Source organism: Paraburkholderia sp. (genome assembly GCF_036488795.1).
Lineage (GTDB): Bacteria > Pseudomonadota > Gammaproteobacteria > Burkholderiales > Burkholderiaceae > Paraburkholderia.
On sequence record NZ_DASXHA010000170.1, the window covers coordinates 1 to 22,543 of the forward strand.

Annotated in this window: 20 protein-coding genes; 15 read left to right on the forward strand and 5 right to left on the reverse strand. The window is 63.1% G+C overall.

The annotated features are described in order from the left end of the window. Window positions 1–745, reverse strand: a 745-nt coding sequence (locus VGH41_RS24870; RefSeq protein WP_331600320.1) for an EcsC family protein, incomplete at its 3' end; no start/stop codon positions are given. Window positions 746–884: 139 nt separating this feature from the next. On the opposite strand from VGH41_RS24870, the gene VGH41_RS24875 reads away from it, so the two are divergent. Next, a complete protein-coding gene (locus VGH41_RS24875) occupies window positions 885–2,480 on the forward strand; it encodes an MDR family MFS transporter (RefSeq protein WP_331600321.1) in 1,596 nt (531 codons plus the stop codon). Window positions 2,481–2,510: 30 nt separating this feature from the next. Beyond that, entirely contained in the window at window positions 2,511–2,972 is a 462-nt protein-coding gene (locus tag VGH41_RS24880) for a MarR family winged helix-turn-helix transcriptional regulator (RefSeq protein ID WP_331600322.1), read from the forward strand. A 91-nt stretch (window positions 2,973–3,063) separates the two neighbouring features. Here the strand turns inward: VGH41_RS24880 and VGH41_RS24885 are convergent, their stop codons facing one another. Then, window positions 3,064–4,341, reverse strand: a complete 1,278-nt coding sequence (locus VGH41_RS24885; RefSeq protein ID WP_331600323.1) for an amino acid deaminase — start codon at window positions 4,339–4,341, stop codon at window positions 3,064–3,066. 191 nt (window positions 4,342–4,532) lie between these two features. Here VGH41_RS24885 and VGH41_RS24890 point away from each other — a divergent pair, with 191 nt between their 5' ends. From VGH41_RS24890 to VGH41_RS24900, 3 genes are all read left to right on the forward strand, one after another. Beyond that, window positions 4,533–5,423, forward strand: a complete 891-nt coding sequence (locus VGH41_RS24890) for a MurR/RpiR family transcriptional regulator (protein ID WP_331600324.1) — start codon at window positions 4,533–4,535, stop codon at window positions 5,421–5,423. Between the two features lie 3 nt (window positions 5,424–5,426). Continuing rightward, window positions 5,427–6,908 carry a D-aminoacylase gene (locus VGH41_RS24895; RefSeq protein ID WP_331600325.1) on the forward strand — a complete coding sequence of 494 codons (1,482 nt, stop codon included), beginning with the start codon at window positions 5,427–5,429 and terminating at the stop codon, window positions 6,906–6,908. Window positions 6,909–6,974: 66 nt separating this feature from the next. After that, a complete protein-coding gene (locus VGH41_RS24900) occupies window positions 6,975–7,367 on the forward strand; it encodes a RidA family protein (protein WP_331600326.1) in 393 nt (130 codons plus the stop codon). 142 nt (window positions 7,368–7,509) lie between these two features. On the opposite strand, the gene queF is transcribed toward VGH41_RS24900, so the two are convergent. Genes queF through ilvA form a run of 3 tightly spaced genes read right to left on the reverse strand, consistent with a single transcriptional unit; the run spans window position 7,510 to window position 10,788 of the window. Beyond that, window positions 7,510–8,334: an NADPH-dependent 7-cyano-7-deazaguanine reductase QueF gene (gene queF, locus VGH41_RS24905; protein ID WP_331600327.1), complete on the reverse strand. Its 825-nt coding sequence runs from the start codon at window positions 8,332–8,334 to the stop codon at window positions 7,510–7,512. Then, window positions 8,331–9,248: a 5'-nucleotidase gene (locus VGH41_RS24910; protein ID WP_331600328.1), complete on the reverse strand. Its 918-nt coding sequence runs from the start codon at window positions 9,246–9,248 to the stop codon at window positions 8,331–8,333. Before VGH41_RS24910 ends, queF begins: the two co-directional genes overlap by 4 nt. A gap of 16 nt (window positions 9,249–9,264) precedes the next feature. Beyond that, window positions 9,265–10,788 (reverse strand): threonine ammonia-lyase, biosynthetic, encoded by a 1,524-nt coding sequence (gene ilvA, locus VGH41_RS24915; RefSeq protein ID WP_331600329.1) that lies wholly within the window; start codon window positions 10,786–10,788, stop codon window positions 9,265–9,267. Between the two features lie 555 nt (window positions 10,789–11,343). On the opposite strand from ilvA, the gene VGH41_RS24920 reads away from it, so the two are divergent. The 10 genes from VGH41_RS24920 (at window position 11,344) to VGH41_RS24965 (ending at window position 22,503) form a co-directional block, all read left to right on the forward strand. Beyond that, a complete protein-coding gene (locus VGH41_RS24920) occupies window positions 11,344–15,438 on the forward strand; it encodes an FAD/FMN-binding oxidoreductase (RefSeq protein ID WP_331600330.1) in 4,095 nt (1,364 codons plus the stop codon). Between the two features lie 34 nt (window positions 15,439–15,472). Further along, on the forward strand, window positions 15,473–15,901 hold the full coding sequence (locus VGH41_RS24925; protein WP_331600331.1) for an HIT family protein: 429 nt from the start codon (window positions 15,473–15,475) through the stop codon (window positions 15,899–15,901). A 76-nt stretch (window positions 15,902–15,977) separates the two neighbouring features. Further along, complete coding sequence (locus tag VGH41_RS24930) at window positions 15,978–16,391, forward strand: DUF971 domain-containing protein (protein ID WP_331600332.1); 414 nt, start codon at window positions 15,978–15,980, stop codon at window positions 16,389–16,391. Between the two features lie 67 nt (window positions 16,392–16,458). After that, window positions 16,459–17,190 (forward strand): bifunctional demethylmenaquinone methyltransferase/2-methoxy-6-polyprenyl-1,4-benzoquinol methylase UbiE, encoded by a 732-nt coding sequence (ubiE, locus tag VGH41_RS24935; protein WP_331600361.1) that lies wholly within the window; start codon window positions 16,459–16,461, stop codon window positions 17,188–17,190. A 37-nt stretch (window positions 17,191–17,227) separates the two neighbouring features. Further along, a complete protein-coding gene (locus VGH41_RS24940) occupies window positions 17,228–18,244 on the forward strand; it encodes a Tim44-like domain-containing protein (RefSeq protein WP_331600333.1) in 1,017 nt (338 codons plus the stop codon). Between the two features lie 112 nt (window positions 18,245–18,356). After that, entirely contained in the window at window positions 18,357–19,001 is a 645-nt protein-coding gene (locus VGH41_RS24945; protein ID WP_331600334.1) for a ubiquinone biosynthesis accessory factor UbiJ, read from the forward strand. Between the two features lie 15 nt (window positions 19,002–19,016). Then, window positions 19,017–20,594, forward strand: a complete 1,578-nt coding sequence (gene ubiB / locus VGH41_RS24950; RefSeq protein WP_331600335.1) for a ubiquinone biosynthesis regulatory protein kinase UbiB — start codon at window positions 19,017–19,019, stop codon at window positions 20,592–20,594. A 13-nt stretch (window positions 20,595–20,607) separates the two neighbouring features. Then, entirely contained in the window at window positions 20,608–21,246 is a 639-nt protein-coding gene (locus VGH41_RS24955; protein ID WP_331600336.1) for a thiopurine S-methyltransferase, read from the forward strand. Between the two features lie 169 nt (window positions 21,247–21,415). Continuing rightward, entirely contained in the window at window positions 21,416–21,778 is a 363-nt protein-coding gene (locus tag VGH41_RS24960) for an FmdB family zinc ribbon protein (RefSeq protein ID WP_331600337.1), read from the forward strand. Window positions 21,779–21,849: 71 nt separating this feature from the next. Further along, window positions 21,850–22,503, forward strand: coding sequence for a DUF502 domain-containing protein (locus VGH41_RS24965; RefSeq protein WP_331600338.1), 654 nt, complete (start codon window positions 21,850–21,852; stop codon window positions 22,501–22,503). The last annotated feature ends 40 nt before the right edge of the window (window positions 22,504–22,543 follow it).

Genomic DNA, 22,543 nt, shown 5'->3' on the forward strand with positions numbered 1-22,543 from the left:
CCACGAGCTGGAAGTGGTCCATGAAAACGGTATTGACCATGGCGCCCAGCACCGCGCCGATCGCCGGAATCGACTTGGCGGCGATCTGCTCGCTCACCTGCACGGAAAAGCGCGAGGCAATGATGTTGAGCAGGCGCAGCAGCGCGGCCGAGCCGTGCGCGGTAAAACCTTTGGTCGCGATTTCGGACGACGCCTTCGACACCGCCTGCGCGAGCGCGCCGCGCATGATGAAGTAGCCGAAGTCGGCGTCGTCGTCAGCTTTCGACGTGCCGCCCATGCCCAATACGGTCAGACACTGCAACTGCGTGTCGATGGACGACAGGTCCTCGCCCTCGCTGCGCGCGATATCGCAGATCGAGCGGAACATCAGCGTGGTCGTAACCGGCAACTCCACCGGCAGCGCGAACAGACCGAAAGCGCCGCCTGCGGCGCCCGTCGTTGCCACTGCAAACTTGTGCAGCAGATTGCTCGGCTTGTCCGGCGCGGCCAGTGGCGCGGCGGCGTCCGGCCGGCCCAAGGTGCGCAAGGCAATTTGCAGGCACTTGCGTAACGCGATCTGCGTCGCGTCGGCGACTTTTTCGTTGGCGATGGCCGGCATCCGCGACAGCAGTTTTTCGAGCGGCGCGCCGACGATACTTGCAAGTTTCATCGCCAGTGCGGGACTTTCCAGCTCGTGTTTCGCGCGGCGCAGTGCGGCGAGGTCCTCGGCGGACAAGCTCTGTTCGGCGAGCGTATTGGACTCCATGTGCCTCCCTGGGTAGGCCGATTGTTTGGTCAGACGATTAGCGGCACCCTGGAGCCGGCGCCGCCACAAGCAGTTTAGACCCGCGCGCATGGTATGATTCCCGTATTGTTTGACGAGTCAACTGTTGCGCTGACAAAAAATGGCCGTCCATACCGCGGCTCACCATTCGAGTGGGCAAGTTTTGCCGTTCCGGGAATCGCTGATGGCGATGCTCGGCGTTTCTTTCGTGACCATGCTCGTCGCGCTCGACCAGACCGTGGTCGGCACCGCGCTGCCTACGATCGTCGCCGAACTCAAAGGCTTCGAGCTTTACGCATGGGTCGCCACCTCATACCTGCTGACTTCGGTGATCACCGTGCCGATCTTCGGGCGCCTCGGCGATTACTACGGGCGCAAGCCCTTTGTGATTGCATCGATCGTCGTGTTTACGGGCGCGTCGGTCTTGTGCGGCATGGCCAACAGCATGCTGTTTCTGGTGCTGGCGCGGGGGCTGCAGGGCATCGGCGGTGGCATGCTGGTGGGTACCGCATTCGCCTGTATTCCTGATCTCTTTCCCGATTCGGTCGTGCGTCTGCGCTGGCAGGTGTTGATGAGTTCGGCGTTCGGCATCGCGAACGCCGTGGGGCCGTCGCTTGGCGGCTTTCTCACGCAGTACTACGGCTGGCGTTCGGTGTTTTATGTGAATCTGCCGGTCGGCTTGCTGTCGCTGTTCTTCGTGTGGCGCTTTTTGCCGCATCTGCGGCACGTCGAACATAAAGACAAGATGCGGCTCGACTGGCCCGGCGCGTTGCTGATCGCGCTGTCGCTCGGCTTACTGCAGCTCTTCGTCGAAATGTTGCCCAAGCATGGCCTGGGACTGACCGCCGTAGCGTTACTGGCCATCAGCGTGGCTTGCGCCTACGGCCTGTGGCAATGGGAAAAGCGCTGCCCGACCGCAATCTTGCCGATCGACATGTTCCGTAACCCCAGCCTCGCCGCGCTATTTACGCTGGCGGTGCTCGGCGGCTTCACGATGTTCTCGCTGCTGTTCTACGCGCCGCTGCTATTTCAGGGCGGCTTCGGCATGTCGCCGAAACAAGCCGGGCTCGTGATCACGCCGCTGGTGGTGTTCATCACCATTGGCAGTATTGCGAACGGCCGTATCGTGTCGCGCGTGCGCAATCCGAACCTGATGTTGTATGTCGGCTTTACGCTGCTCGCGCTGTCGTGTCTGGGCGCGGTGATCGCCACGCGCGCCATGCCGCAATGGATCCTGATGTCGTTCATGGTGCTGGGCGGTCTCGGTCTGGGTTTCGTCATGCCCAACCTGACCATCTTTGCGCAGCAAACAGCGGGCCGTGAGCATCTCGGCATTGCAACTGCGCTGCTGCAATCGTTGCGTATGATCGGCGGGATGATCGGCACCGCGCTGACCGGCACGCTCGTCACCCATATGTATGCGGGCGGCGTGCGCAGCGCGCTTGAGCGTGATCAGGCGTCGCACTGGTTCGCGGATCTGGGCGACCCGCAAATCCTGATCAACCACGAGGCCCAGGCCACGCTGATGAGCCAGTTGACGCAGGCCGGCCACAATGGTGCGATGCTGCTCGAAGCGGCCCGCGAAGCGCTTGTCGCGGCGATTCATCTCGGCCTCGCGGTCGCGGCGGTGATTGCCGTGGTGTCGATCTGGCAGAGCCGCCGCGTGCCGCCTGTCAAGCTGCGCCGTCAGGTCGAGCCGACCATTCTCGCCGATTGATTATCGAATTCCCGCCTCGTCCGGTACATCATGGAACAACAGGATCGCGTCGCCATCGTTCAGCAATTCGGCCGCACCTATCGGGCGTTCATGTCGGCGTTCGAGGCGCATGTCGGGCATCCGCTGCCGCGCTGGCGCGTGATGCTCGCCTTGCACGATCAGGGCGGAGAGTCGTCGCAAAAGCGGCTCGTCGAGCGGCTGCGGGTCGATCCGGGCGCGCTCACGCGGCAGTTGAAGGCGCTGGAAGCGCTCGGCTGGATTTCGCGCAGCATGGACGCGCGCGATAACCGCGTCACCAATGTGCGTCTGACTGAAACCGGGATGGCCGCCACCGAAGCGAGCATGCCGCGCCGCAATGCATTTCTGCATGACACGCTGGCCGCGCTGCCGGACGAAGCGTTGTCCGCGTTGTCCGGTGCGTTGAGGATGCTCGAAGCGCGGATTGGAGAGGTGGGGGCGGCCGGCCCGGAGCCCATGGACGACATTCCGTGAGCCGCGCGCTTACCCGGGCGCGTGCCGCTAGCGGACGTGGAGCGCGCAGCGGCACGCGCGCAGACGCCGCCGCGCGCTGCGCGGTCAGACCTTAAAAGAACGTTTCGATTACTTCCGTCACCTGATACGCCGGATCGACCACCAGCAACTGACGCCATTTGTCGAAGGTCAGGCACGGATGCGAGATGTCGAACGCGATCATGTCACCCACTTTCAGATCGGCGCCGGCGGGAATCCGCAGATACGCGTGCTGATCCATCATGCCGAAGATTTCCCAGCCTTCGCTGGCCGCAATATCGCGCGGCGCCGGGGTGCCCGGACGATAGTGGCGCGCGGGTTCCGGCATGCCGGCGTCGAAGGCGGAGTCGCGCTTGCCGAGCCCGATGATGGCGCGATCCGGCTCGGGAATGGACTGCACATAGGCCCACAGTTGCAGCGCGGGCAACAGGCCTTCGCCCATCTTTCTGGCAACCGGATTGCGCGCGAAGATGTCCGTCTGCGCTTTGCGGTACACGCCCACGTCATGGGTCAGGTAGCAGCCCGGACGCAGCACGACTTCGACACGGCCTGCTTCGCTTGCCTTGGCGAACTCTTCCGCCACCACGTCGTACCATGCCGAGCCGGCGCCCGAGAGGATCGCCGGGGTGCGCGCAAAACGCCCTTCATCTGCGAGTGTGCGCGTGATGGCCACCGCATCTTGCAGAAACGCGCGCACTTCAGGCTCTTCCTTCAGCACGCCTTCATACAACTCGACACCGGCGAGCTTCAGGGCATCCGGATAGCGGGCAATCGCCTCGAGCACCGCATTGCGCTGCGCCGCGTCGCGCACGCCCGTGCGGCCGCCCGGCACGCCGAGTTCGAGCAGCACGTTCAGCGACTTGTGCACGGAGCCAAAGAATTCGCCGAGTTGCTCGACACCTTCCACCGAATCCACCAGGCAGAAAAATTCGAACTCCGGATCGCTCAGCATCTCGGCAATCAGCAGCATATTGCGGCGCCCGACCAGTTGATTGGCCATCAGGACGCGCGACACGCCGCCGTGATACGCGGCCCGCACCTGGTGTGCGGTGGCGAGCGTGATGCCCCACGCGCCGGTTTCGAGCTGGCGGCGAAACAGTTGCGGCGCCATGGTGGTCTTGCCGTGCGGTGCGAGCTTGACGCCGTACTCTGCAACGAACGCCTGCATCCATTTCAGGTTGTGTTCGATGCGATCCGCGTACAGGACCGCCGCCGGCAGGCTGACGTCCTCGTTCAACAGATTCCACTCAAGACGGCCGACGTCCATGAGCTGGATGCTGGCGCCCGGAACCATGCCCAAGCCCTTGCTATAAGGATCAATCGTCGCACCTTGATAGTTTGTAACTTTCATGTAAACCTGCTCCATCGTCCAGTTAAATAGAATCGATTTGACTTTCGTATGTTACCGAAAGTACGATGTTTGCTGAAATGTTATTTAGTACCACGACTGCGCCGCCGGCTGGTACAAGGTGCCGCGCGCGGCTGCGCGCGGGGGGCTTCCCATGCAAAATCCTGTCGTCTGGCAGAGTCTCCACGGTCTTCATGAACTCCACCGCTGAGCCGCTTACTTTCGATATTGTCGCTCGCATCGCCGAATGCGCGCCGGAGCTGCGTTCGGCGGAGCGCAAGGTGGCCGCCTTGATTCTCGACGATCTGACCGGCGCGTCGCGGGCGAGCATTGGCGCGCTGGCGCAGCAGGCCGGCGTCAGCGTCGCGACCGTCACGCGTTTTGCCAAAGCGGTGGGGTGCCGCGACGTGCGCGAACTCAAGCTGCGGCTTGCGCAGGCTGCGGCGGTGGGGCAACGCTTCCTGCAAAGCGGCGCGCCGGCCGATGCACCCGAGCCGCTCGCAACCCGCGTGTTCGACGAAGTGCAGACCGCGCTGACCCACAACCACCAGTTGCTGTGCCAGGCGCCTGTCGCGCAAGCCGCTGCCGCCTTGCGCGAGGCGCGCATGATCTACGTGTTCGGCATGGGCGGCGGTTCGACCGCGCTCGCTGACGAAATGCGCTTCCGGCTCGTGCGCCTTGGCCGGCCTGTTGCCACTTATCAGGACGCTTTACTGCAACGGATGGTAGCCAGTACGGTATCGCGCGAATGTGTCGTGATTGCATTGTCGACGACGGGGCGGGTGCCGGAAATGGTGGAGAACTGCCGCATCGCGCGCGGCTACGGCGCGACGCTGATTACGGTGACGGCGCCCGCGTCGCCGTTGGCCAGGTTAGCCGACTGGGTGATTCCGATCGTCGCTTTCGAAACCGACTTCATTTACAAGCCGTCGTCATCCCGTTACGCGATGATGATGGCGCTGGACGTGCTCGTCACCGAACTCGCCGTCAGCCAGGGCGACGAGAGCCGCGAGTTGCTGCGCCGCATGAAGCATGCGCTTGACGCGCACCGCGGCGGCGGCGACCGACAACCGATAGGAGACTGACTCATGCATTCGCATCCCGAAGCCGCCGACACGCTGATCATCGACGCGCAACTGTACGACGGGACGGGCGCGCCGCCGGTCGAACGCGACGTGGCGGTGCGCGACGGCAAGATTGTCGCGATCGGCAATCTGTCGAACTGGCTGGCCGAAGAGATTATCGAAGCGAACGGGCGGGCGCTCGCGCCGGGCTTCATCGACGTCCACACGCACGACGACACGCACGTGATCCGCGCGCCGCAGATGCTGCCGAAGATCAGCCAGGGCGTGACGACGGTGATCGTCGGCAATTGTGGAATCAGTGCGTCGCCGGTGGCGCTCAAGGGCGATCCGCCGGATCCGATGAACCTGCTTGGCGAGCGCGATGCGTTTGCGTATCCGACCTTCGCCGCCTATGTGGAAGCGGTGAACGCGGCGCGACCGGCGGTGAATGTCGGCGCGCTGATTGGCCATACGGCGTTGCGCAACAACCAGATGGACCGGCTCGACCGTGCGGCGACCGCGCAGGAAATCGAAGGCATGCGAGCGCAGCTCGAAGAGGCCCTGAAAAACGGCGCGCTCGGCCTGAGCACGGGGCTCGCCTATGGCTCCGCGTTTGCCGCGCCGACTGCCGAAGTGATGGCGCTGGCCGAGCCGCTCGCCGCAGCCGGCGCGCTCTACACGACCCATATGCGCACCGAGTTCGACGCGATTCTCGACGCGATGGACGAAGCGTACCGCGTGGGACGTCACGCGCGCGTGCCGGTGGTGATTTCGCATCTGAAGTGCGCGGGGCCGTCGAACTGGGGGCGCAGTGCCGAGGTGCTCGAATCGTTGGAGGGCGCGCGGCGCATGCAGCCGATTGGCTGCGACTGTTATCCGTACAACCGCAGTTCATCGACCCTTGATCTGAAGCAGGTGACGGGGGATATCGACATTACGATTACGTGGTCCGAGCCGCATCCTGAGATGGCGGGCAAGCTGGTGAAGGAGATTGCGGCCGGGTGGGGCGTGACGCAGCAAGAGGCGGGCAAGCGCCTGCAGCCGGCTGGGGCGGTGTATCACAACATGTCGGAGGACGACGTGCGGCGTATCTTGTCGCATCCGGCGACGATGGTGGGCTCGGACGGATTGCCGAACGATCCGTTGCCGCATCCGCGGCTGTGGGGTGCGTTTCCGCGTGTGCTGGGGCATTACGTGCGCGATGCCGGATTGTTGCCGCTGGAGGAGGCGGTGCGCAAGATGACGGGTTTGTCGGCGCGGCGCTTCGGTTTGACGCAGCGGGGCGAGGTGCATATTGGGTATCACGCGGATCTGGTGCTGTTCGATCCGGCGCGGGTGCGGGATGCCGCGACGTTCGCTCAACCGCAGCAGGCGGCGGATGGAATTGACGCCGTGTGGGTGAATGGTGTGCTGTCGTATCGCGATGGTCAGCCGACCGGCGAACGGGCGGGGCATTTTGTGGCGCGTGGCGCGGCATCGCGGGTGGATGCCCAGGGCGCTTTTTGAGTTTGGTTTTTTCGCGGTGCGTTCTGGCCTTGCCTGGGCGTGCCGGACCTTATAAGGAGTGGAGTGATGAAGCGTTATGGCGTGGAAGGCGGCAAGGGGACGGGCGGACAACATATGCCGTTCGCGCGTGCGGTTGAAGCGGATGGCTGGCTGTACGTGTCTGGTCAGACGCCGATGGAAAATGGCGAAGTGATCAACGGCGGGATTGTGGAGCAATCGCACAAGGCGATTCAGAATGTTTTTGCCATTCTCGCCGAAGCGGGTTATGGGGCTGAGCACGTGGTGCGATGTGGGGTTTGGCTTGATGATCCGCGCGATTTTGCTTCTTTTAATAAGGTTTTTCGCGAGTACTTCGGGGAGAACCCGCCGGCGCGGGCATGTGTTGTTTCGAGCATGGTGATTGATTGTAAGGTCGAGGTTGATTGTGTTGCTTATAAGGGCCCTGCGGGCAAGGGTTAACGGTTTGCTTTTTGTTTTTGCCGTTGCGGCGCTTTGGTTGTTTGGCCAACGCCGCAGGCAAACAGTCAAAGGGCGAAGCTAAATAGACCAATAGTCCAAAAGCAAAACAAGCAAAGGCCAACGCCGCAGGCAAACCACCAAATCACTGCCGCGCTGTGCGCAAATTATCCGGCATGGGCAAATTAAAATTCGTCCGGAACGGATTAATATCAAGCCCACCGCGCCGCGTGTAGCGCGCATAAACCGCCAACTTCAACGGCCGACAAACCTTGAGAATATCCATAAAAATCCGTTCGACACACTGCTCATGAAACCCGGTGTGATTGCGATAAGAAACGATATACCGCAACAACCCCGCAGGATCGATCTGCGGCCCAACGTAATGAATCTGCACGCTGCCCCAATCAGGCTGCCCGGTCACCGGGCAATTGGACTTGAGCAGATTGGAGAACACCGTCTCCTCGACAGGCGACTCGTCCAAAGCCGCCTTGAGCAACGACGGATCAGGGTGATAGACATCCGTATCCAGATCCAGCCGGTCAAGCGACAATCCCTCAAATTCCTCGAGCGCCAGCTTGCCAAAATCCATCGGGCCAGTCAGTTGCACTGAAACACTCGCGCCGCAGGCAGCCGAAACATCCCGCTTGATCGTGTCCCGCACCGCCTCGAACGACTCAAAGGCACTCTGCGCAAACGACCCGAGATATAGCTTGAAAGACTTCGATTCGACGATATTCGGCGAATCCGCCGGCACATAGAAAGTCGCCACGGCAATCTGCGGCTTGCCACGCGTATTCAGCCACGACAATTCATAAGCATTCCAGATGTCCGTGCCGAAGAACGGCAACTGCGCCCCAATGCCGATCGCCTCGCGCGCGGCCTGACGCGCGATCGGAAAGAGCAGCGTCGCGTCGTACTGTTCGGTATAAGCGGCAGGTTTGCCAAGCGGTGATTGTTCGGGTGTCATGATGCATTCACGATGCCACTCAGCACGTGCCCCGTCGCCGTCACGACGCGGGCCGATTCGCAGTGGCGAATTTGATCGTCGAAGAAAAAGTCCGGCTCGAACTCGCGCAAAAATGCGCTCTTGTCGAGACCGCCAAGGAACATCGCTTCGTCGATTTCGATGTTCCACGCCATCAGCGTGCGGATCGCCCGCTCATGCGCCGGAGCCGACCGCGCCGTCACCAGCGCAGTGCGAATGTGCATGGGCGCGGCCTGCGTCGGCGCGGCTTCGTCCGCCAGTTTCTGCAAGCGGTGCAGCGCCTCCAGCAACGGCTTGAGCGGTCCGTCCGCTAACGGCAAGTTCTTGTTGTGAATCTCGTGACCCACAAACGCGCGCAATCCATCCTTCTGAAACACCCGCTCGGCCTCGTCGGAAAACAGCACGGCGTCGCCGTCGAAGGCAATGCGGATCTCATCCGGATACTTGCTCGCCATTTTCGCCGATTCCGGCAACACGCGTGCAGCCGGGAATCCGGCGGCCAGCGCGTCGCGCACATCGTCCTGATTCGCGGACAGAAACAGCGACGCATTCAACGGCTTCAGATACGCAAACGGCGCACGTCCACGCGTAAACACGCCACGCTCGATGGCCAGCCCGTGCTCACGGCACGAATGAAATGCCCGCAGCCCGCTGATCGGATCGCTGCGCGACAAAATCACCACTTCGACCCGATGCGCCCCCGCATTCAACGCCAGCAGTTTGCGAATCAGCGGAAACGCCACGCCAGGTTTTGCCGGCACACTCAGGCGCTCGCGTTGCAGCTTTTCATAAGCGTGCAGGTCGCCTTTCTCGTACACGCGGTTCTCTTCCTCGAAGTCGAACAGCGCGCGTGACGAGATTGCCACGACCAGTTTGTCCTGAAGCGAGATTGCCATCTCAGCGGTCCGGCGCTTACGCGAGGAACAACCGGTACACCGGATTACGCGTCTCTTCCCAGTTCGGATAACCGAGCGTGGCAAGGAAACGTTCGAATTCGCTGTTCTCCGAAGCGGGCACCTGAATACCCACGAGGATCGAGCTGTAATCCGCGCCCTGATTCCGGTAATGGAACAGGCTGATATTCCAGTTCGGCGCCATCGACGACAGGAACTTCATCAGCGCGCCCGGCCGTTCCGGAAACTCGAAGCGGAACAACCGCTCGTCATGCGCGAGCGGCGAACGGCCGCCCACCATGTAGCGGATGTGCTGTTTCGACAGCTCGTCGCCGGTCAGATCCACGGTGGCAAAGCCGTGCGCCTCGAAGGCGCCGGCAATCTGCGCGGACTCGCTGCGGTTGCGGATCTGCACGCCGACGAAAATATGCGCGGAATTCGCATCCGCAATCCGGTAGTTGAACTCGGTCACGCTGCGGGTGCCCACCAGCTCGCAAAAGCGCTTGAAACTGCCGCGCTCCTCGGGGATGGTCACCGCGAACACCGCCTCGCGCGCCTCGCCGACCTCCGCGCGTTCGGCGACGAAACGCATGCGGTCGAAGTTCATGTTGGCGCCCGACGTGATAGCGATCAACGTCTGGTTCTCGACGCCCTCGCGCTCCGCGTATTGCTTGGCACCCGCTACCGCCAGCGAACCGGCCGGTTCGAGCACGCTGCGGGTGTCCTGGAAGACGTCCTTGATGGCGGCGCACAGCGCGTCGGTGTTCACGATCAGCACGTCGTCGAGATATTCGCGGCACAGCCGGAAGGTTTCCTCGCCGACCAGTTTCACCGCCGTGCCATCGGAAAAGAGACCGACTTCGTTCAGCGTGACGCGCTCGCCCGCTTTCAGCGACTGCGCCATGGCACAGGAATCGTCGGTCTGTACGCCGATCACCTTGATCTCCGGACGCACCGCCTTGACGTAAGCGGCAACTCCGGCCGCCAGCCCACCGCCGCCGATCGGCACGAAGATCGCGTGAATCGGCCCCTGGTGCTGGCTGAGTATTTCCATGGCCACCGTGCCCTGGCCGGCAATCACGTAAGGATCGTCGAACGGATGCACGAAGGTCAGGCCGCGCTCTTCCTGCAGCTTGACCGCGTGCGCGTAAGCGTCGCTATACGATTCGCCGGCCTGCACGACTTCCACGGTCGGGCCGCCATGCGCGCGCACCGCGTCGACCTTGACCTGCGGCGTCGTGACCGGCACCACGATGATCGCCTTCACGCCCATACGCGCCGCCGACAGCGCCACGCCTTGCGCGTGATTGCCTGCGGACGCCGTAATGACGCCGCGCTCCAGCGCCTGCGCCGGAATATGCGCCATCTTGTTGTACGCGCCGCGCACCTTGAACGAGAACACCGGCTGGTTGTCTTCGCGCTTCAGATAAATCGGATTGCGCAGCCGTGCCGACAGATTCGGCGCATGTTCGAGCTCGGTCTCGCGGGCGACGTCGTAGACGCGCGCAGTCAGGGTTTTCTTCAGATAGTCGTGGGAAGCCATGCGGGTGGCGCGGTGCGCTGTGTGAGACGGGAAAGGTCAATGATAGCGCCAACGGCCCGCGCTCTGGCCGTAACCGTGTCGTCCGCGCATGAGCGAAATGAGCGAAGCCCGGCAAGGCGCGTCAGCGGCTCGCCAGTCCAACCGTCCGGTCGACTAATTTCTGGACTCACCAGTTGGAACATATTTCAACGCGATCTGGCAGAAATCCGTTGTACAGGGGCGATTCGGGCGTCAACGCAGGCGGGGATGATGCGGTAGAATCCGATTTTGGAACAAGGATCGGAAGATGCACTGGCAGCCTCGGATCGCCCATTTGATGCCCGACCCGCGTGAGGCCCGTCCCGCGGCGCAAAGGCACATCTGTTGCGCACGATCGTGTAGTTGCATCTAAGCGCCGCGAAGCGGCCGGCGTGTGTAGCCCGCCGGCAGGTGCTTCGCCCAACTAGAAGATTTCCAGAATTGCGCCCCACGCGCATCGTCAGCCGTCGCCTCGTCAATGGTTCCTCAACGGTTCATTAACGAGCGCGTCCATCTGACCTACCGAGTCGTCCAAACATGAACGCACCTCAAGTATTCGATCCGCACGGAGCCGCCGCTGCGGTGGTCGCCGACCCCGAAGCGCGCCTGCGCGAAATTCCATACAACTACACGTCGTTCTCGGACCGCGAAATCGTCATCCGCCTGCTGGGTAACGACGCGTGGAACGCGCTCGCCGAATTGCGCGCGGAACGCCGCACCGGCCGCTCGGCACGCATGCTGTATGAGGTGCTGGGCGACATCTGGGTGGTGCGCCGCAATCCGTACCTGCAAGACGATCTGCTCGACAATCCGAAACGCCGCGCGCTGTTGATCGAAGCGCTGCATCACCGGCTGACGGAAATCGACAAGCGCCGCCGCGCCGATCTGACCGAGCATGGCGACGAGGCCGGCGTGGACCGCGCGGCGCGTGTCGAAACGCTGGTGGTGGCCGCGCGCCGCGCCGTCGATGACTTTGCCAGCGAATTCGACAAGACCGCTGAACTGCGCCGACGCGCCACCAGGGTGCTGGGCCGCGTCACGGAAAAGGACAACATCAAGTTCGACGGTTTGTCGCGCGTCTCCCACGTGACCGATGCGACCGACTGGCGCGTCGAATATCCGTTCGTGGTGCTGACACCGGATACCGAAGCCGAGATCGCCGGCATGATCAAGGCCTGCTTCGAACTCGGCCTGACGGTGATTCCGCGTGGCGGCGGCACGGGCTACACGGGCGGCGCAGTGCCGCTCACGCCGTTTTCGGCCGTCATCAATACGGAAAAACTGGAACAGCTCGGCGCGGTCGAATTGACCGACTTGCCGGGCGTGCCGCGCAAAGTCGCCACGATCTTCTCGGGCGCGGGCGTCGTGACGCGCCGCGTGACGGAGGCCGCGGAGCAGGCGGGCTATGTGTTCGCGGTCGACCCGACCTCGCTCGACGCTTCGTGCATAGGCGGCAACGTCGCCATGAATGCGGGCGGCAAGAAGGCCGTGTTGTGGGGCACCGCGCTCGACAACCTCGCCTGGTGGCGGATGGTCGACCCGGAAGGCAACTGGCTCGAAGTCACGCGTCTTGACCACAACATGGGCAAGATTCACGACATCGAAACGGCGCGCTTCGAACTGAAGTGGTTCGACGGCAACCACGCGCCGGGCGAAAAGCTGCTGCGCACCGAGTGGCTCGACATCAAGGGGCGCGTGTTCCGCAAGGAAGGCCTCGGCAAGGACGTGACGGATAAATTCCTCGCCGGGCTGCCGGGCATCCAGAAGGAAGGCTGCGACGGGCTGATCACGTCGGCGCGCTGGGTGCTGCACAAGATGCCCGCGCATACGCGCACCGTCTGCCTCGAATTCTTCGGCCAGGCGCGCGATGCGATTCCGAGCATCGTTGAAATCAAGGACTATCTGTTCGAAACGTCGAAGCAGGGCGGCGCGATTCTCGCCGGCCTCGAACATCTCGACGAACGCTATCTGCGCGCGGTCGGTTATGCGACCAAGAGCAAGCGCAACGCATTTCCGAAGATGGTGCTGATCGGCGATATCGTCGGCGACGACGCCGATGCCGTGGCCCAAGCCACCTCGGAAGTCGTGCGCATGGCCAATGGCAAGAGCGGCGAAGGTTTCGTCGCCGTGGCCGCCGAGGCGCGCAAGCGCTTCTGGCTGGACCGCAGCCGCACGGCCGCGATCGCGAAGCACACCAACGCGTTCAAGATCAACGAAGACGTGGTGATTCCGCTGAACCGCATGGGTGAGTACACCGACGGGATCGAGCGCATCAACATCGAACTGTCGATCAAGAACAAGCTGCAGCTGATCGATGCGCTCGAAGCGTTCTTCAGGGGCGGCAAGCTGCCGCTCGGCAAGAGCGACGACGCCAACGAAATCCCCAGCGCCGAATTGCTGGAAGACCGCGTGCAACACGCGCTCGACCTGCTCAAGCACGTCCGCACGCGCTGGGAATTCCTGCGCGACAAGCTGGATCTGTCGCTGCGCGAGGCGCAGCATTATCTGGTGGGCCTCGGCTACGAAGCGCTCGCGGAGAAGTTTGCCGATCGCGCGGACGCGCAGCCGGACGCCACCGTCTTCCACGTCACGCAAGACCGCACGATCCGCGTGTCGTGGAAGCAGGAGATCCGCGCTGAACTGCGCCAGATCTTCAACGGCGGGGAATTCAAGCCGATTCTCGAAGAAGCACAGGCCATCCATAAGCAGGTGCTGCGCGGCCGTGTGTTCGTCGCGCTGCACATGCACGCGGGCGACGGCAATGTTCATACGAACATTCCGGTCAACTCCGATAACTACGAAATGCTGCAGGACGCCCATACGGCGGTGGCCCGCATCATGAAGCTCGCGCGCTCGCTCGACGGCGTGATCTCCGGTGAGCACGGCATCGGCATTACGAAGCTGGAGTTCCTCACCGAAGAAGAGATTGGCGAATTCCGCAAGTACAAGCAGCGTGTCGATCCGCATGGCCGCTTCAACGCGGGCAAGCTGCTCGAAGGCGCGGATCTGCGCAATGCCTATACGCCAAGCTTCGGGCTGATGGGCTATGAATCGCTGATCATGCAGCAGTCGGATATCGGCGCGATTTCCGAGTCGATCAAGGACTGCCTGCGCTGCGGCAAGTGCAAGCCGGTGTGTGCGACGCACGTGCCGCGCGCGAACCTGTTGTACAGCCCGCGCAACAAGATTCTCGCGACCTCGTTGCTGGTCGAGGCGTTCCTGTACGAAGAGCAGACTCGCCGCGGCGTGTCGATCAAGCACTGGGACGAGTTCAACGACGTCGCCGATCATTGCACCGTCTGCCACAAATGCGTGACGCCGTGTCCGGTGAAGATCGACTTCGGCGACGTGACGATGAACATGCGCAATCTGTTGCGCAAGATGGGCAAGAAGAAGTTCAACGCGGGCAACGCGGCCGGCATGTTCTTCCTCAATGCCACCAATCCGCAGACCATTAACCTCGCGCGTACGGCGATGATGGGGGTCGGCTACAAGGCGCAGCGTCTGGGCAACGACGTGCTGAAGAAGTTCACGAAGAAGCAGACGGCGCATCCGCCGGCCACCGTCGGCAAGCCGAAGGTGGTCGAGCAGGTGATCCACTTCATGAACAAGAAGATGCCGGGCAATCTGCCGAAGAAGACGGCGCGCGCGCTGCTGGACATCGAGGACAACAAGATCGTGCCGATCATCCGCAATCCGAAGACCACCACGGCGGATACGGAAGCGGTGTTCTACTTCCCGGGCTGCGGCTCCGAGCGCCTGTTCTCGCAGGTGGGTCTGGCGACCCAGGCCATGCTGTGGGAGGCCGGCGTGCAAACCGTGCTGCCGCCGGGCTACCTGTGCTGCGGTTATCCGCAGCGCGGCTCGGGCCAGTTCGACAAGGCCGAGAAGATCGTCACGGATAACCGTGTGCTGTTCCACCGCGTCGCCAACACGCTGAACTACCTCGACATCAAGACCGTGGTGGTGTCGTGCGGCACGTGTTACGACCAGCTCGCCGGTTACGAATTCGAGAAGATTTTCCCGGGCTGCCGGATCATCGACATTCACGAATTCCTGCTCGAGAAGGGCATGAAGCTCGACGGCGTCAACGGCATGCGCTACATGTACCACGACCCGTGCCACACGCCGATCAAGACGATGGATCCCGTCAAGCTCGTCAATCAGCTGATGGGCTCTGAGAAAGACGGCTACAAGATCGAGAAGAACGATCGTTGCTGCGGCGAATCCGGCACACTCGCGGTAACGCGTCCGGACGTTTCGACGCAGGTCCGCTTCCGCAAGGAAGAAGAGATCCGCAAGGGCGCGGCGAAGCTGCGTGGGATTCCGCTGGTGGCCGAAGCAGGCGCCAATGGCATCAACCCCGCCAATGCTTCTGCGGGTTCCGCCGGCGCGCCGGACGGTTCGGTGCTCAAGGCCGGTGACGGCCCCCAGCCGAACGGCGCTACCGACATCAAGATCCTGACGAGCTGCCCGTCGTGCCTGCAAGGGCTGTCGCGCTACAACGAAGACGCGAACATCGAGGCGGACTACATCGTCGTCGAAATGGCCCGTCACGTGCTGGGTGAAGACTGGATGGCGGACTACGTTCAGCGTGCGAACAATGGCGGAATCGAGCGCGTGCTGGTTTAATGGCACGACTGACTGTTTTCGCTCGAGGACGACGATGGACTGTGTATTTTGCCGTGAAGATGGCGGCGATGTGCTGTGGCAAGACGATTCGCTGCGTGTCGTTCTTGCCGACGAACATGATTACCCGGGGTTCTGCCGGGTGATATGGAACAGGCACGTCGCCGAATTCTCGGACCTGGCCGACGCGGATCGCGACCGCGTGATGCGTGCCGTGAATGCAGTCGAGCGCGCGATCCGGCGCATCCTGCAACCGGTCAAGGTGAACCTGGCGAGCCTCGGCAACCAGGTGCCACATGTGCACTGGCACGTCATTCCGCGTTATTCGAACGACGCGCATTTCCCGCTGCCCGTGTGGGCGCCGCGTCAGCGTACGGTGTCGGAGGCGCTGCTGTCGTCGCGCCGCGCGCAGGCTACGTTGTTGCGCGAGGCGGTGCGGCACGAAATCGAACAGGCGCTTGGCTGAGCGCCCCTGAACCTGCCGCTGCGCGCCAGGGCGCCAGGAAGCTGGGCCGGCCCGGCGTTTTTCTTACGAGGTCATCATGAGTGGACTGACTCCCGACACACCGGTGCCGACCGGGGTGGTCGTGCATGCCAAATCGCATGTACTCGAACTGCAATACGCAAACGGCGAATCGTTCCGTGTGCCGTTCGAACTGCTGCGCGTGTATTCGCCTTCGGCGGAAGTGCGTGGCCACGGCCCGGGGCAGGAGACGCTGCAAACCGGCAAGCGTGAGGTGACGATCACCTCGCTCGAGGGCGTCGGCAACTATGCGCTGCAGCCGACCTTCTCGGACGGCCACTCCACCGGTCTCTATTCCTGGGATCTGCTGTACGACATCGCGACCCGCCAGGATGAACTCTGGCGCGAGTATCTCGACAAACTTTCAGCGGCGGGTGTGGACCGGGACGCCCCGATGGCTGCAAGTGGTGCAGCACACGGTCATTGTCACTGATACGATTCGGCCTGACCGCCGCGGTGATGCGGCGCAACATTTGAGAATACGCGAAAGGACGAACGCGATGAGCAAAACCCACTTCGGCTTTCAGACGGTCGACGAACAGGAAAAAGCGCAGAAGGTGGCGGGCGTGTTCCACTCCGTCGCCGCCAACTACGACCTGATGAACGACCTGATGTCGGGCGGGTTGCACCGGGCCTGGAAAATCTTCACGATCGCCCAGGCGAACGTGCGGCCGGGCTTCAAGGTGCTGGATATCGCGGGCGGTACGGGCGATCTGTCCAGGGAGTTCGCAAAGAAGGCAGGCCCGAGCGGCGAGGTCTGGCACACCGACATCAACGAATCGATGCTGCGCGTGGGCCGCGACCGCCTGCTGGACAAGGGCATCATCACGCCGGCGCTGCTGTGCGACGCGGAGAAGATCCCCTTTCCGGACAACTACTTCGACGTGGTGACGGTGGCTTTCGGGCTGCGCAACATGACTCACAAGGATATCGCTCTGGCCGAAATGCGCCGCGTGCTGAAACCCGCCGGCCGCCTGCTGGTGCTCGAGTTCTCGAAAGTGTGGGATCCGCTTAAGAAGGTATACGACGTATATTCGTTCAAGGTGCTGCCGTGGCTGGGCGACCGCTTTGCGAAAGACGCGGAGAGCTATCGTTATCTGGCCGAATCCATCCGGATGCATCCGGACCAGGAAACTTTAAAAACAATGATGGAACAAGCAGGCCTCGACGCCGTCAAATATTACAATCTGTCAGCTGGCGTGGTAGCTTTACATGTGGGGACCAAATACTAGGGTCCCTAACCCATCGTTTTTTAAAGGAAAGTGCAAAATGTCCGATTCGCGTTTGTTATCTACCCGTAAGAATTCGGGGTCGTTGGCGAGGAGAATCGGACTGGCTGCGATGGTCGGTCTGATTGCATTGACCACCATCGCCTCGCTCGACGCCGAAGCGCGCCGCATGGGCGGAGGCCGCAGCATCGGCCGCCAGCAGTCCACCACCATGCAGCGTCAAACCACGCCGCCTGCGCAACCCGCGCAACCCACCCAGCAAGCCGCTCAGCCGCAGCGTGCGCAACCTGCGCCTGTGCCGGCCGCCGCGCCCGCGCGCTCGCGCTGGCTCGGACCGATCGCGGGTCTCGCCGCCGGTCTCGGTATTGCCGCGCTGCTGTCGCACTTCGGGATGGGCGAGGCGTTCGCCGGTGCCATGGCCAATATGCTGGTGATCGCCGCCATCGCGTTCCTGGCAATCTGGCTGATCCGCCGCTTCATGGGCCGCAAGCGTGACGCTGCGGCGCCAGCGTATGCGGGCGGTGTGAGCGGCAGTTCGGCTGGCCTGAACTCGGCCCGCACGGACTATTCGCAGGAGCCGAGCTTCACGGCGCCGCCGTCCGGTTCGACCCTCGATTCGCAAGGCAGCCCGTTGAGCACGCCGGCCATCAACACGACCCCAGCGGTCCCGGCCAATTTCGATTCGGCAGCCTTCCTGCGCAACGCGAAAGTGTATTTCGTGCGCCTGCAGGCTGCGTGGGATGTCGGCAACATGGAAGACATCCGCGAATTCACCACGCCGGAAATGTTTGCTGAGGTGAAGGTGGATCTGGATTCACGCGGCGGCGAGTCGAACCTGACCGACGTGGTGCAATTGAACGCCGAGCTCCTCGGCGTCGAGGACCGCGGCAGCGAATATCTGGCGAGCGTGCGCTTCTCCGGCCTGATCCGCGAATCGTCGGGCGCGCCGGCCGAGCCTTTCGCGGAAATCTGGAATCTGTCGAAGGCCACCCGTCCGGGCGAGGGCTGGTTGCTTGCGGGGATCCAGCAGGTCGACAGCGCCCACCCTGCGCACTGAAGTTCGTCTTGCGCAATGGCTGTCTGGCTGAGTCAGCCGCGCAGCGAACGGACGTTACAATAGGAACCCGCGCAGGCACATCGCCTGCGCGGGTTTTTTCTTGCCACCATCAATGACCCTTGCCGCCAAGCCCTTCGCTGCTGCCGTCAATCATCTGCTTGCCCGCGAATCGTGGGCACGCGAGCGCCTCGCCCCGTATGCCGGCAAGACTGCCCGGCTAGCCTGTCCACCCGTGGTTCTGTCGTTGCTGGTGCAGCCCGACGGCTATCTGACCGCGGTTGACGAAGCCGCCGCGCATGCCTTCGACGTGACCGTCGCGGTGCCGTCGGACGCGCTGCCGGCCTTCGTGCAGGGCGGTCAGGCCGCGGTGATGAAGCATGTGAAGATCGAGGGCGACGCGGAGTTTGCCACGGTGATCGCCAAACTCGCCGAGCATCTGCGCTGGGAGCCGGAGGAGGACCTGTCGCGGCTGATCGGCGACGGCCCGGCGTGGCGAGTTGCCACACTCGCCCGCTCAGTGGGCGAGCATGCGAGGCGAACCGGACGTAATCTGCTCGACTCGGTGGCCGAATACCTGCTGGATGAAAATCCGCAACTGGTGCGTCGCGTCGCGCTTGACGAATTCAATGCCGAACTCGCCCGTACACGTGACACGCTCGCGCGGGTCGAAAAGCGCCTCGAGCGCCTTGAACAGAAGGTCGAAGCCCGCGGCGCACATGCGCCGGGCGGCGCCGCCACGTCGCGCGGCACGCGCTAGTCATCGGGCCCAACCATGCGTTTTCTGCGTTTCCTCAAAATCTTCTTTACGGTTATCCGCTTCGGTCTCGACGAGATGATGCTGGGTCGCATCAATGACCGGCGCGTGCGTTTGCTGTTGCGTATCACCACCATTGGCCGCAAGTTCGACCAGCCGCCGGGCGTGCGGCTGCGCCTCGCGCTCGAAAGCCTCGGCCCGATCTTCGTCAAGTTCGGTCAGGTTCTGTCCACCCGGCGCGACCTGCTGCCTGTGGATATCGCCAACGAACTCGCCAAGCTGCAGGACCAGGTGCCCCCGTTCGATTCGGCGGTGGCGATCGGACTCGTCGAAAAATCGCTGGGCGCCCCCGTCGATGTGCTGTTCGACGAGTTCGAGCGAATCCCGGTGGCCAGTGCCTCGATTGCCCAGGTGCACTTCGCCAAGGTGAAGGCGGGGCAGCACGCGGGCAAGGCGGTCGCCGTGAAGGTGCTGCGGCCGAACATGCTGCCGGTCATCGACTCCGACCTCGCACTTCTGCGCGATATCGCCGTCTGGGCCGAGCGTCTGTGGGCCGACGGCAAGCGCCTGAAGCCGCGCGAGGTGGTCGCGGAATTCGACAAATATCTGCACGACGAACTGGACCTGATGCGCGAAGCCGCCAACGGCAGCCAGTTGCGGCGCAATTTTGTCGGGCTCGATCTGTTGCTCGTGCCGGAAATGTATTGGGAGTTTTGCACGCCCACGGTGCTCGTGATGGAGCGCATGGTCGGCGTGCCGATCAGCCAGGTGGAGACGCTGCGCGCCGCGGGCGTGGACATTCCGAAGCTGGCGCGCGAAGGCGTCGAGATCTTCTTTACGCAGGTGTTCCGCGACGGCTTTTTCCACGCCGACATGCATCCCGGCAACATCCAGGTGAGTCTGGATCCGGCGCACTTCGGACGCTATATCGCGCTGGATTTCGGCATCATCGGCGCGTTGTCGGACTTCGACAAAAACTATCTCGCGCAGAACTTCCTCGCCTTCTTCAAGCGCGACTATCATCGGGTCGCGACGCTTCACCTCGAATCGGGCTGGGTGCCGCCCACCACGCGCGTCGAGGAACTGGAGAGCGCGATTCGCGCCGTCTGTGAGCCGTACTTCGACCGCGCGCTGAAAGACATTTCACTGGGCCAGGTGCTCATGCGCCTGTTCTCCACGTCGCGCCGCTTCAACGTGGAGATTCAGCCGCAACTCGTGCTGCTGCAAAAGACCATGCTGAACGTCGAAGGACTGGGCCGTTCGCTGGATCCGGAACTGGATCTGTGGAAGACCGCCAAGCCGTACCTCGAGCGCTGGATGAACGAGCAAATCGGCCTGCGTGGCTGGTTCGAGCGGCTAAAGATCGAGGCGCCGCAGTGGAGCAAGACGCTGCCGCAATTACCGCGGCTGATCCACCACGCGCTTGCTCATCACCACGATACCCAGCGCGGTCCGAATGACGACATGATTCGCCAGATCCTGCTGGAACAGAAGCGCACCAACCGGCTGCTGCAGGGCTTGTTGCTGTTCGGCGTGGCGGTCGGCGTAGGGGCCGTGCTGGCGCGCGCCTGGCTGGTGTTTGCCTACGGCGGATAAGCGGAGGTGATTCATGAGCGACCCGACTCAACCGGCGGACCCGGCTAACCCGCCCGGCGCAGATTTCGCCAACCGCGATCCCGATTCGCCCGGTTTCTGGGACGAACGCTTCGAGCGTGGCTTCACACCCTGGGATCAGGCCGGCGTGCCGGCGGCGTTTCTGGCGTTCGCCGCGCGGCACGCGGATGCGGCGGTGCTGATCCCCGGCTGCGGCAGCGCGTGGGAGGCCCTGTGGCTTGCGCGTGAGGAACGCCGGGTGCAGGCCATCGATTTCTCGCCGGCAGCCGTTGCGACCGCACGCACGCAACTGGGCGAGTACGCGGCGGTGGTGCAACAGGCCGATTTCTTCGCCTGGCAGCCGCCTTTCCTGGCCGGATGGATTTACGAGCGCGCATTTCTCTGCGCACTGCCTGTCGCGCGGCGGGGCGATTACGCGCAGCGCATGGCCGAGCTGGCGGCGCCGGGCGCGTTGCTGGCCGGGTTCTTTTTCATCGGCACGACGCCGAAGGGGCCGCCGTTCGGGATCGAGCGCGCCGAGCTCGACGCCTTGCTCAGTCCGTACTTCGAGCTTGTCGAAGACGAGCCGGTCAGCGATTCGATTGCGGTGTTCGCCGGGCGCGAGCGCTGGCTCACATGGCGTCGCCGGACCTAGCGCAGGGCGGGCCGGCACACAGGTGAACTTGTTTCCGCGCGCGTCGCCCCGATCTCGACGCAGGCGGCCGCGCCGGCCGTTCGCCCCCGAAAACCGGGGGTGGGGGATTGTTTGCGGCTATAATTCAAGGCTTTGCAAGCGTTTATCAGATTACTGTAGGGAAAAGATCATGCCGATCTACGCTTATCGCTGCGAGTCATGCGGCTTCGGGAAGGACGTGCTTCAGAAGATGAGCGACGCCCCGTTGACGAACTGTCCTGAGTGCGGAAAAGACGCTTTTCGCAAACAGGTGACCGCAGCCGGGTTTCAGTTGAAAGGTTCGGGCTGGTACGTGACGGATTTCCGTGGCGGCAACACGGCGAAGTCCGCGCCGGCTCCGGCCGGTGGCAATGCAGATGCGCCGGCGCAGACCGACGGCGCTGCTGCCGCGGGTTCGTCGGACAGCGCGGCCAGCAGCGCCCCGAGCACGGCCGCTGCTCCGGCCGCTCCTGCCGCGGCGTCCACCACGACCAGCAGCTCCGGTAGCGCATAGCGAGGCGTACGCCTTCGCGGCGGCACACTCGCCGCATCCGGCTTGGCCGGGTCGGCTTTCTGGCGATACACATGACGACGAAAAAAGCGACGCTCAAATCGGTGTTTCTGACTGGCCTGCTGGTGCTGGTGCCGTTGGCCATCACGCTGTGGGTGCTCGGTCTGATCATCGGCACGATGGATCAGACGCTGCTGTTGCTGCCCGAATCGTGGCAGCCGGAGCGGGCGCTCGGTTTCCGCCTGCCGGGACTCGGCGCGGTGCTGACGCTGGCGTTCATCTTTATCGTCGGGTTGCTCACGCAGAACTTCGTCGGGCAAAAGCTCGTGAAGTGGTGGGAGCTCCTCGTCGGCCATATCCCGGTGGTGGGGCCGATCTACACCAGCGTCAAGCAGGTCTCGGACACCTTGCTCTCCAGTAGCGGCAATGCGTTTCGCAAAGCCCTGCTGATCGAGTATCCGCGCCGGGGTTCCTATACGATTGCGTTTTTGACCGGGATTCCGGGCGGCGACGTGGTCAATCACCTGAAGGAAGATCACGTCAGCGTGTACGTGCCGACCACGCCGAACCCGACGTCCGGCTTCTTCCTGATGGTGCCGAGGAGCGAAGTGGTCGAACTCGATATGACAGTCGACGCCGCGCTCAAGTACATTGTCTCGATGGGCGTGGTGGCGCCGTCCGCGCCGCCGGCGCCGGTGCGGCGCTCCACCATCGAGCCGCCAATGTAATGCCGGCGCGCATTGTTTCAGTTTCATGAGCACGCGCGCC

Bases quoted from the DNA above. Each gene is read 5' to 3' on its own strand.
- VGH41_RS24875 (WP_331600321.1), top strand. From the start codon at position 885: ATGGCCGTCCATACCGCGGCTCACCATTCGAGTGGGCAAGTTTTGCCG.
- VGH41_RS24880 (WP_331600322.1), top strand. From the start codon at position 2,511: ATGGAACAACAGGATCGCGTCGCCATCGTTCAGCAATTCGGCCGCACC.
- VGH41_RS24885 (WP_331600323.1), bottom strand. From the start codon at position 4,341: ATGAAAGTTACAAACTATCAAGGTGCGACGATTGATCCTTATAGCAAG.
- VGH41_RS24890 (WP_331600324.1), top strand. From the start codon at position 4,533: ATGAACTCCACCGCTGAGCCGCTTACTTTCGATATTGTCGCTCGCATC.
- VGH41_RS24895 (WP_331600325.1), top strand. From the start codon at position 5,427: ATGCATTCGCATCCCGAAGCCGCCGACACGCTGATCATCGACGCGCAA.
- VGH41_RS24900 (WP_331600326.1), top strand. From the start codon at position 6,975: ATGAAGCGTTATGGCGTGGAAGGCGGCAAGGGGACGGGCGGACAACAT.
- queF (WP_331600327.1), bottom strand. From the start codon at position 8,334: ATGACACCCGAACAATCACCGCTTGGCAAACCTGCCGCTTATACCGAA.
- VGH41_RS24910 (WP_331600328.1), bottom strand. From the start codon at position 9,248: ATGGCAATCTCGCTTCAGGACAAACTGGTCGTGGCAATCTCGTCACGC.
- ilvA (WP_331600329.1), bottom strand. From the start codon at position 10,788: ATGGCTTCCCACGACTATCTGAAGAAAACCCTGACTGCGCGCGTCTAC.
- VGH41_RS24920 (WP_331600330.1), top strand. From the start codon at position 11,344: ATGAACGCACCTCAAGTATTCGATCCGCACGGAGCCGCCGCTGCGGTG.
- VGH41_RS24925 (WP_331600331.1), top strand. From the start codon at position 15,473: ATGGACTGTGTATTTTGCCGTGAAGATGGCGGCGATGTGCTGTGGCAA.
- VGH41_RS24930 (WP_331600332.1), top strand. From the start codon at position 15,978: ATGAGTGGACTGACTCCCGACACACCGGTGCCGACCGGGGTGGTCGTG.
- ubiE (WP_331600361.1), top strand. From the start codon at position 16,459: ATGAGCAAAACCCACTTCGGCTTTCAGACGGTCGACGAACAGGAAAAA.
- VGH41_RS24940 (WP_331600333.1), top strand. From the start codon at position 17,228: ATGTCCGATTCGCGTTTGTTATCTACCCGTAAGAATTCGGGGTCGTTG.
- VGH41_RS24945 (WP_331600334.1), top strand. From the start codon at position 18,357: ATGACCCTTGCCGCCAAGCCCTTCGCTGCTGCCGTCAATCATCTGCTT.
- ubiB (WP_331600335.1), top strand. From the start codon at position 19,017: ATGCGTTTTCTGCGTTTCCTCAAAATCTTCTTTACGGTTATCCGCTTC.
- VGH41_RS24955 (WP_331600336.1), top strand. From the start codon at position 20,608: ATGAGCGACCCGACTCAACCGGCGGACCCGGCTAACCCGCCCGGCGCA.
- VGH41_RS24960 (WP_331600337.1), top strand. From the start codon at position 21,416: ATGCCGATCTACGCTTATCGCTGCGAGTCATGCGGCTTCGGGAAGGAC.
- VGH41_RS24965 (WP_331600338.1), top strand. From the start codon at position 21,850: ATGACGACGAAAAAAGCGACGCTCAAATCGGTGTTTCTGACTGGCCTG.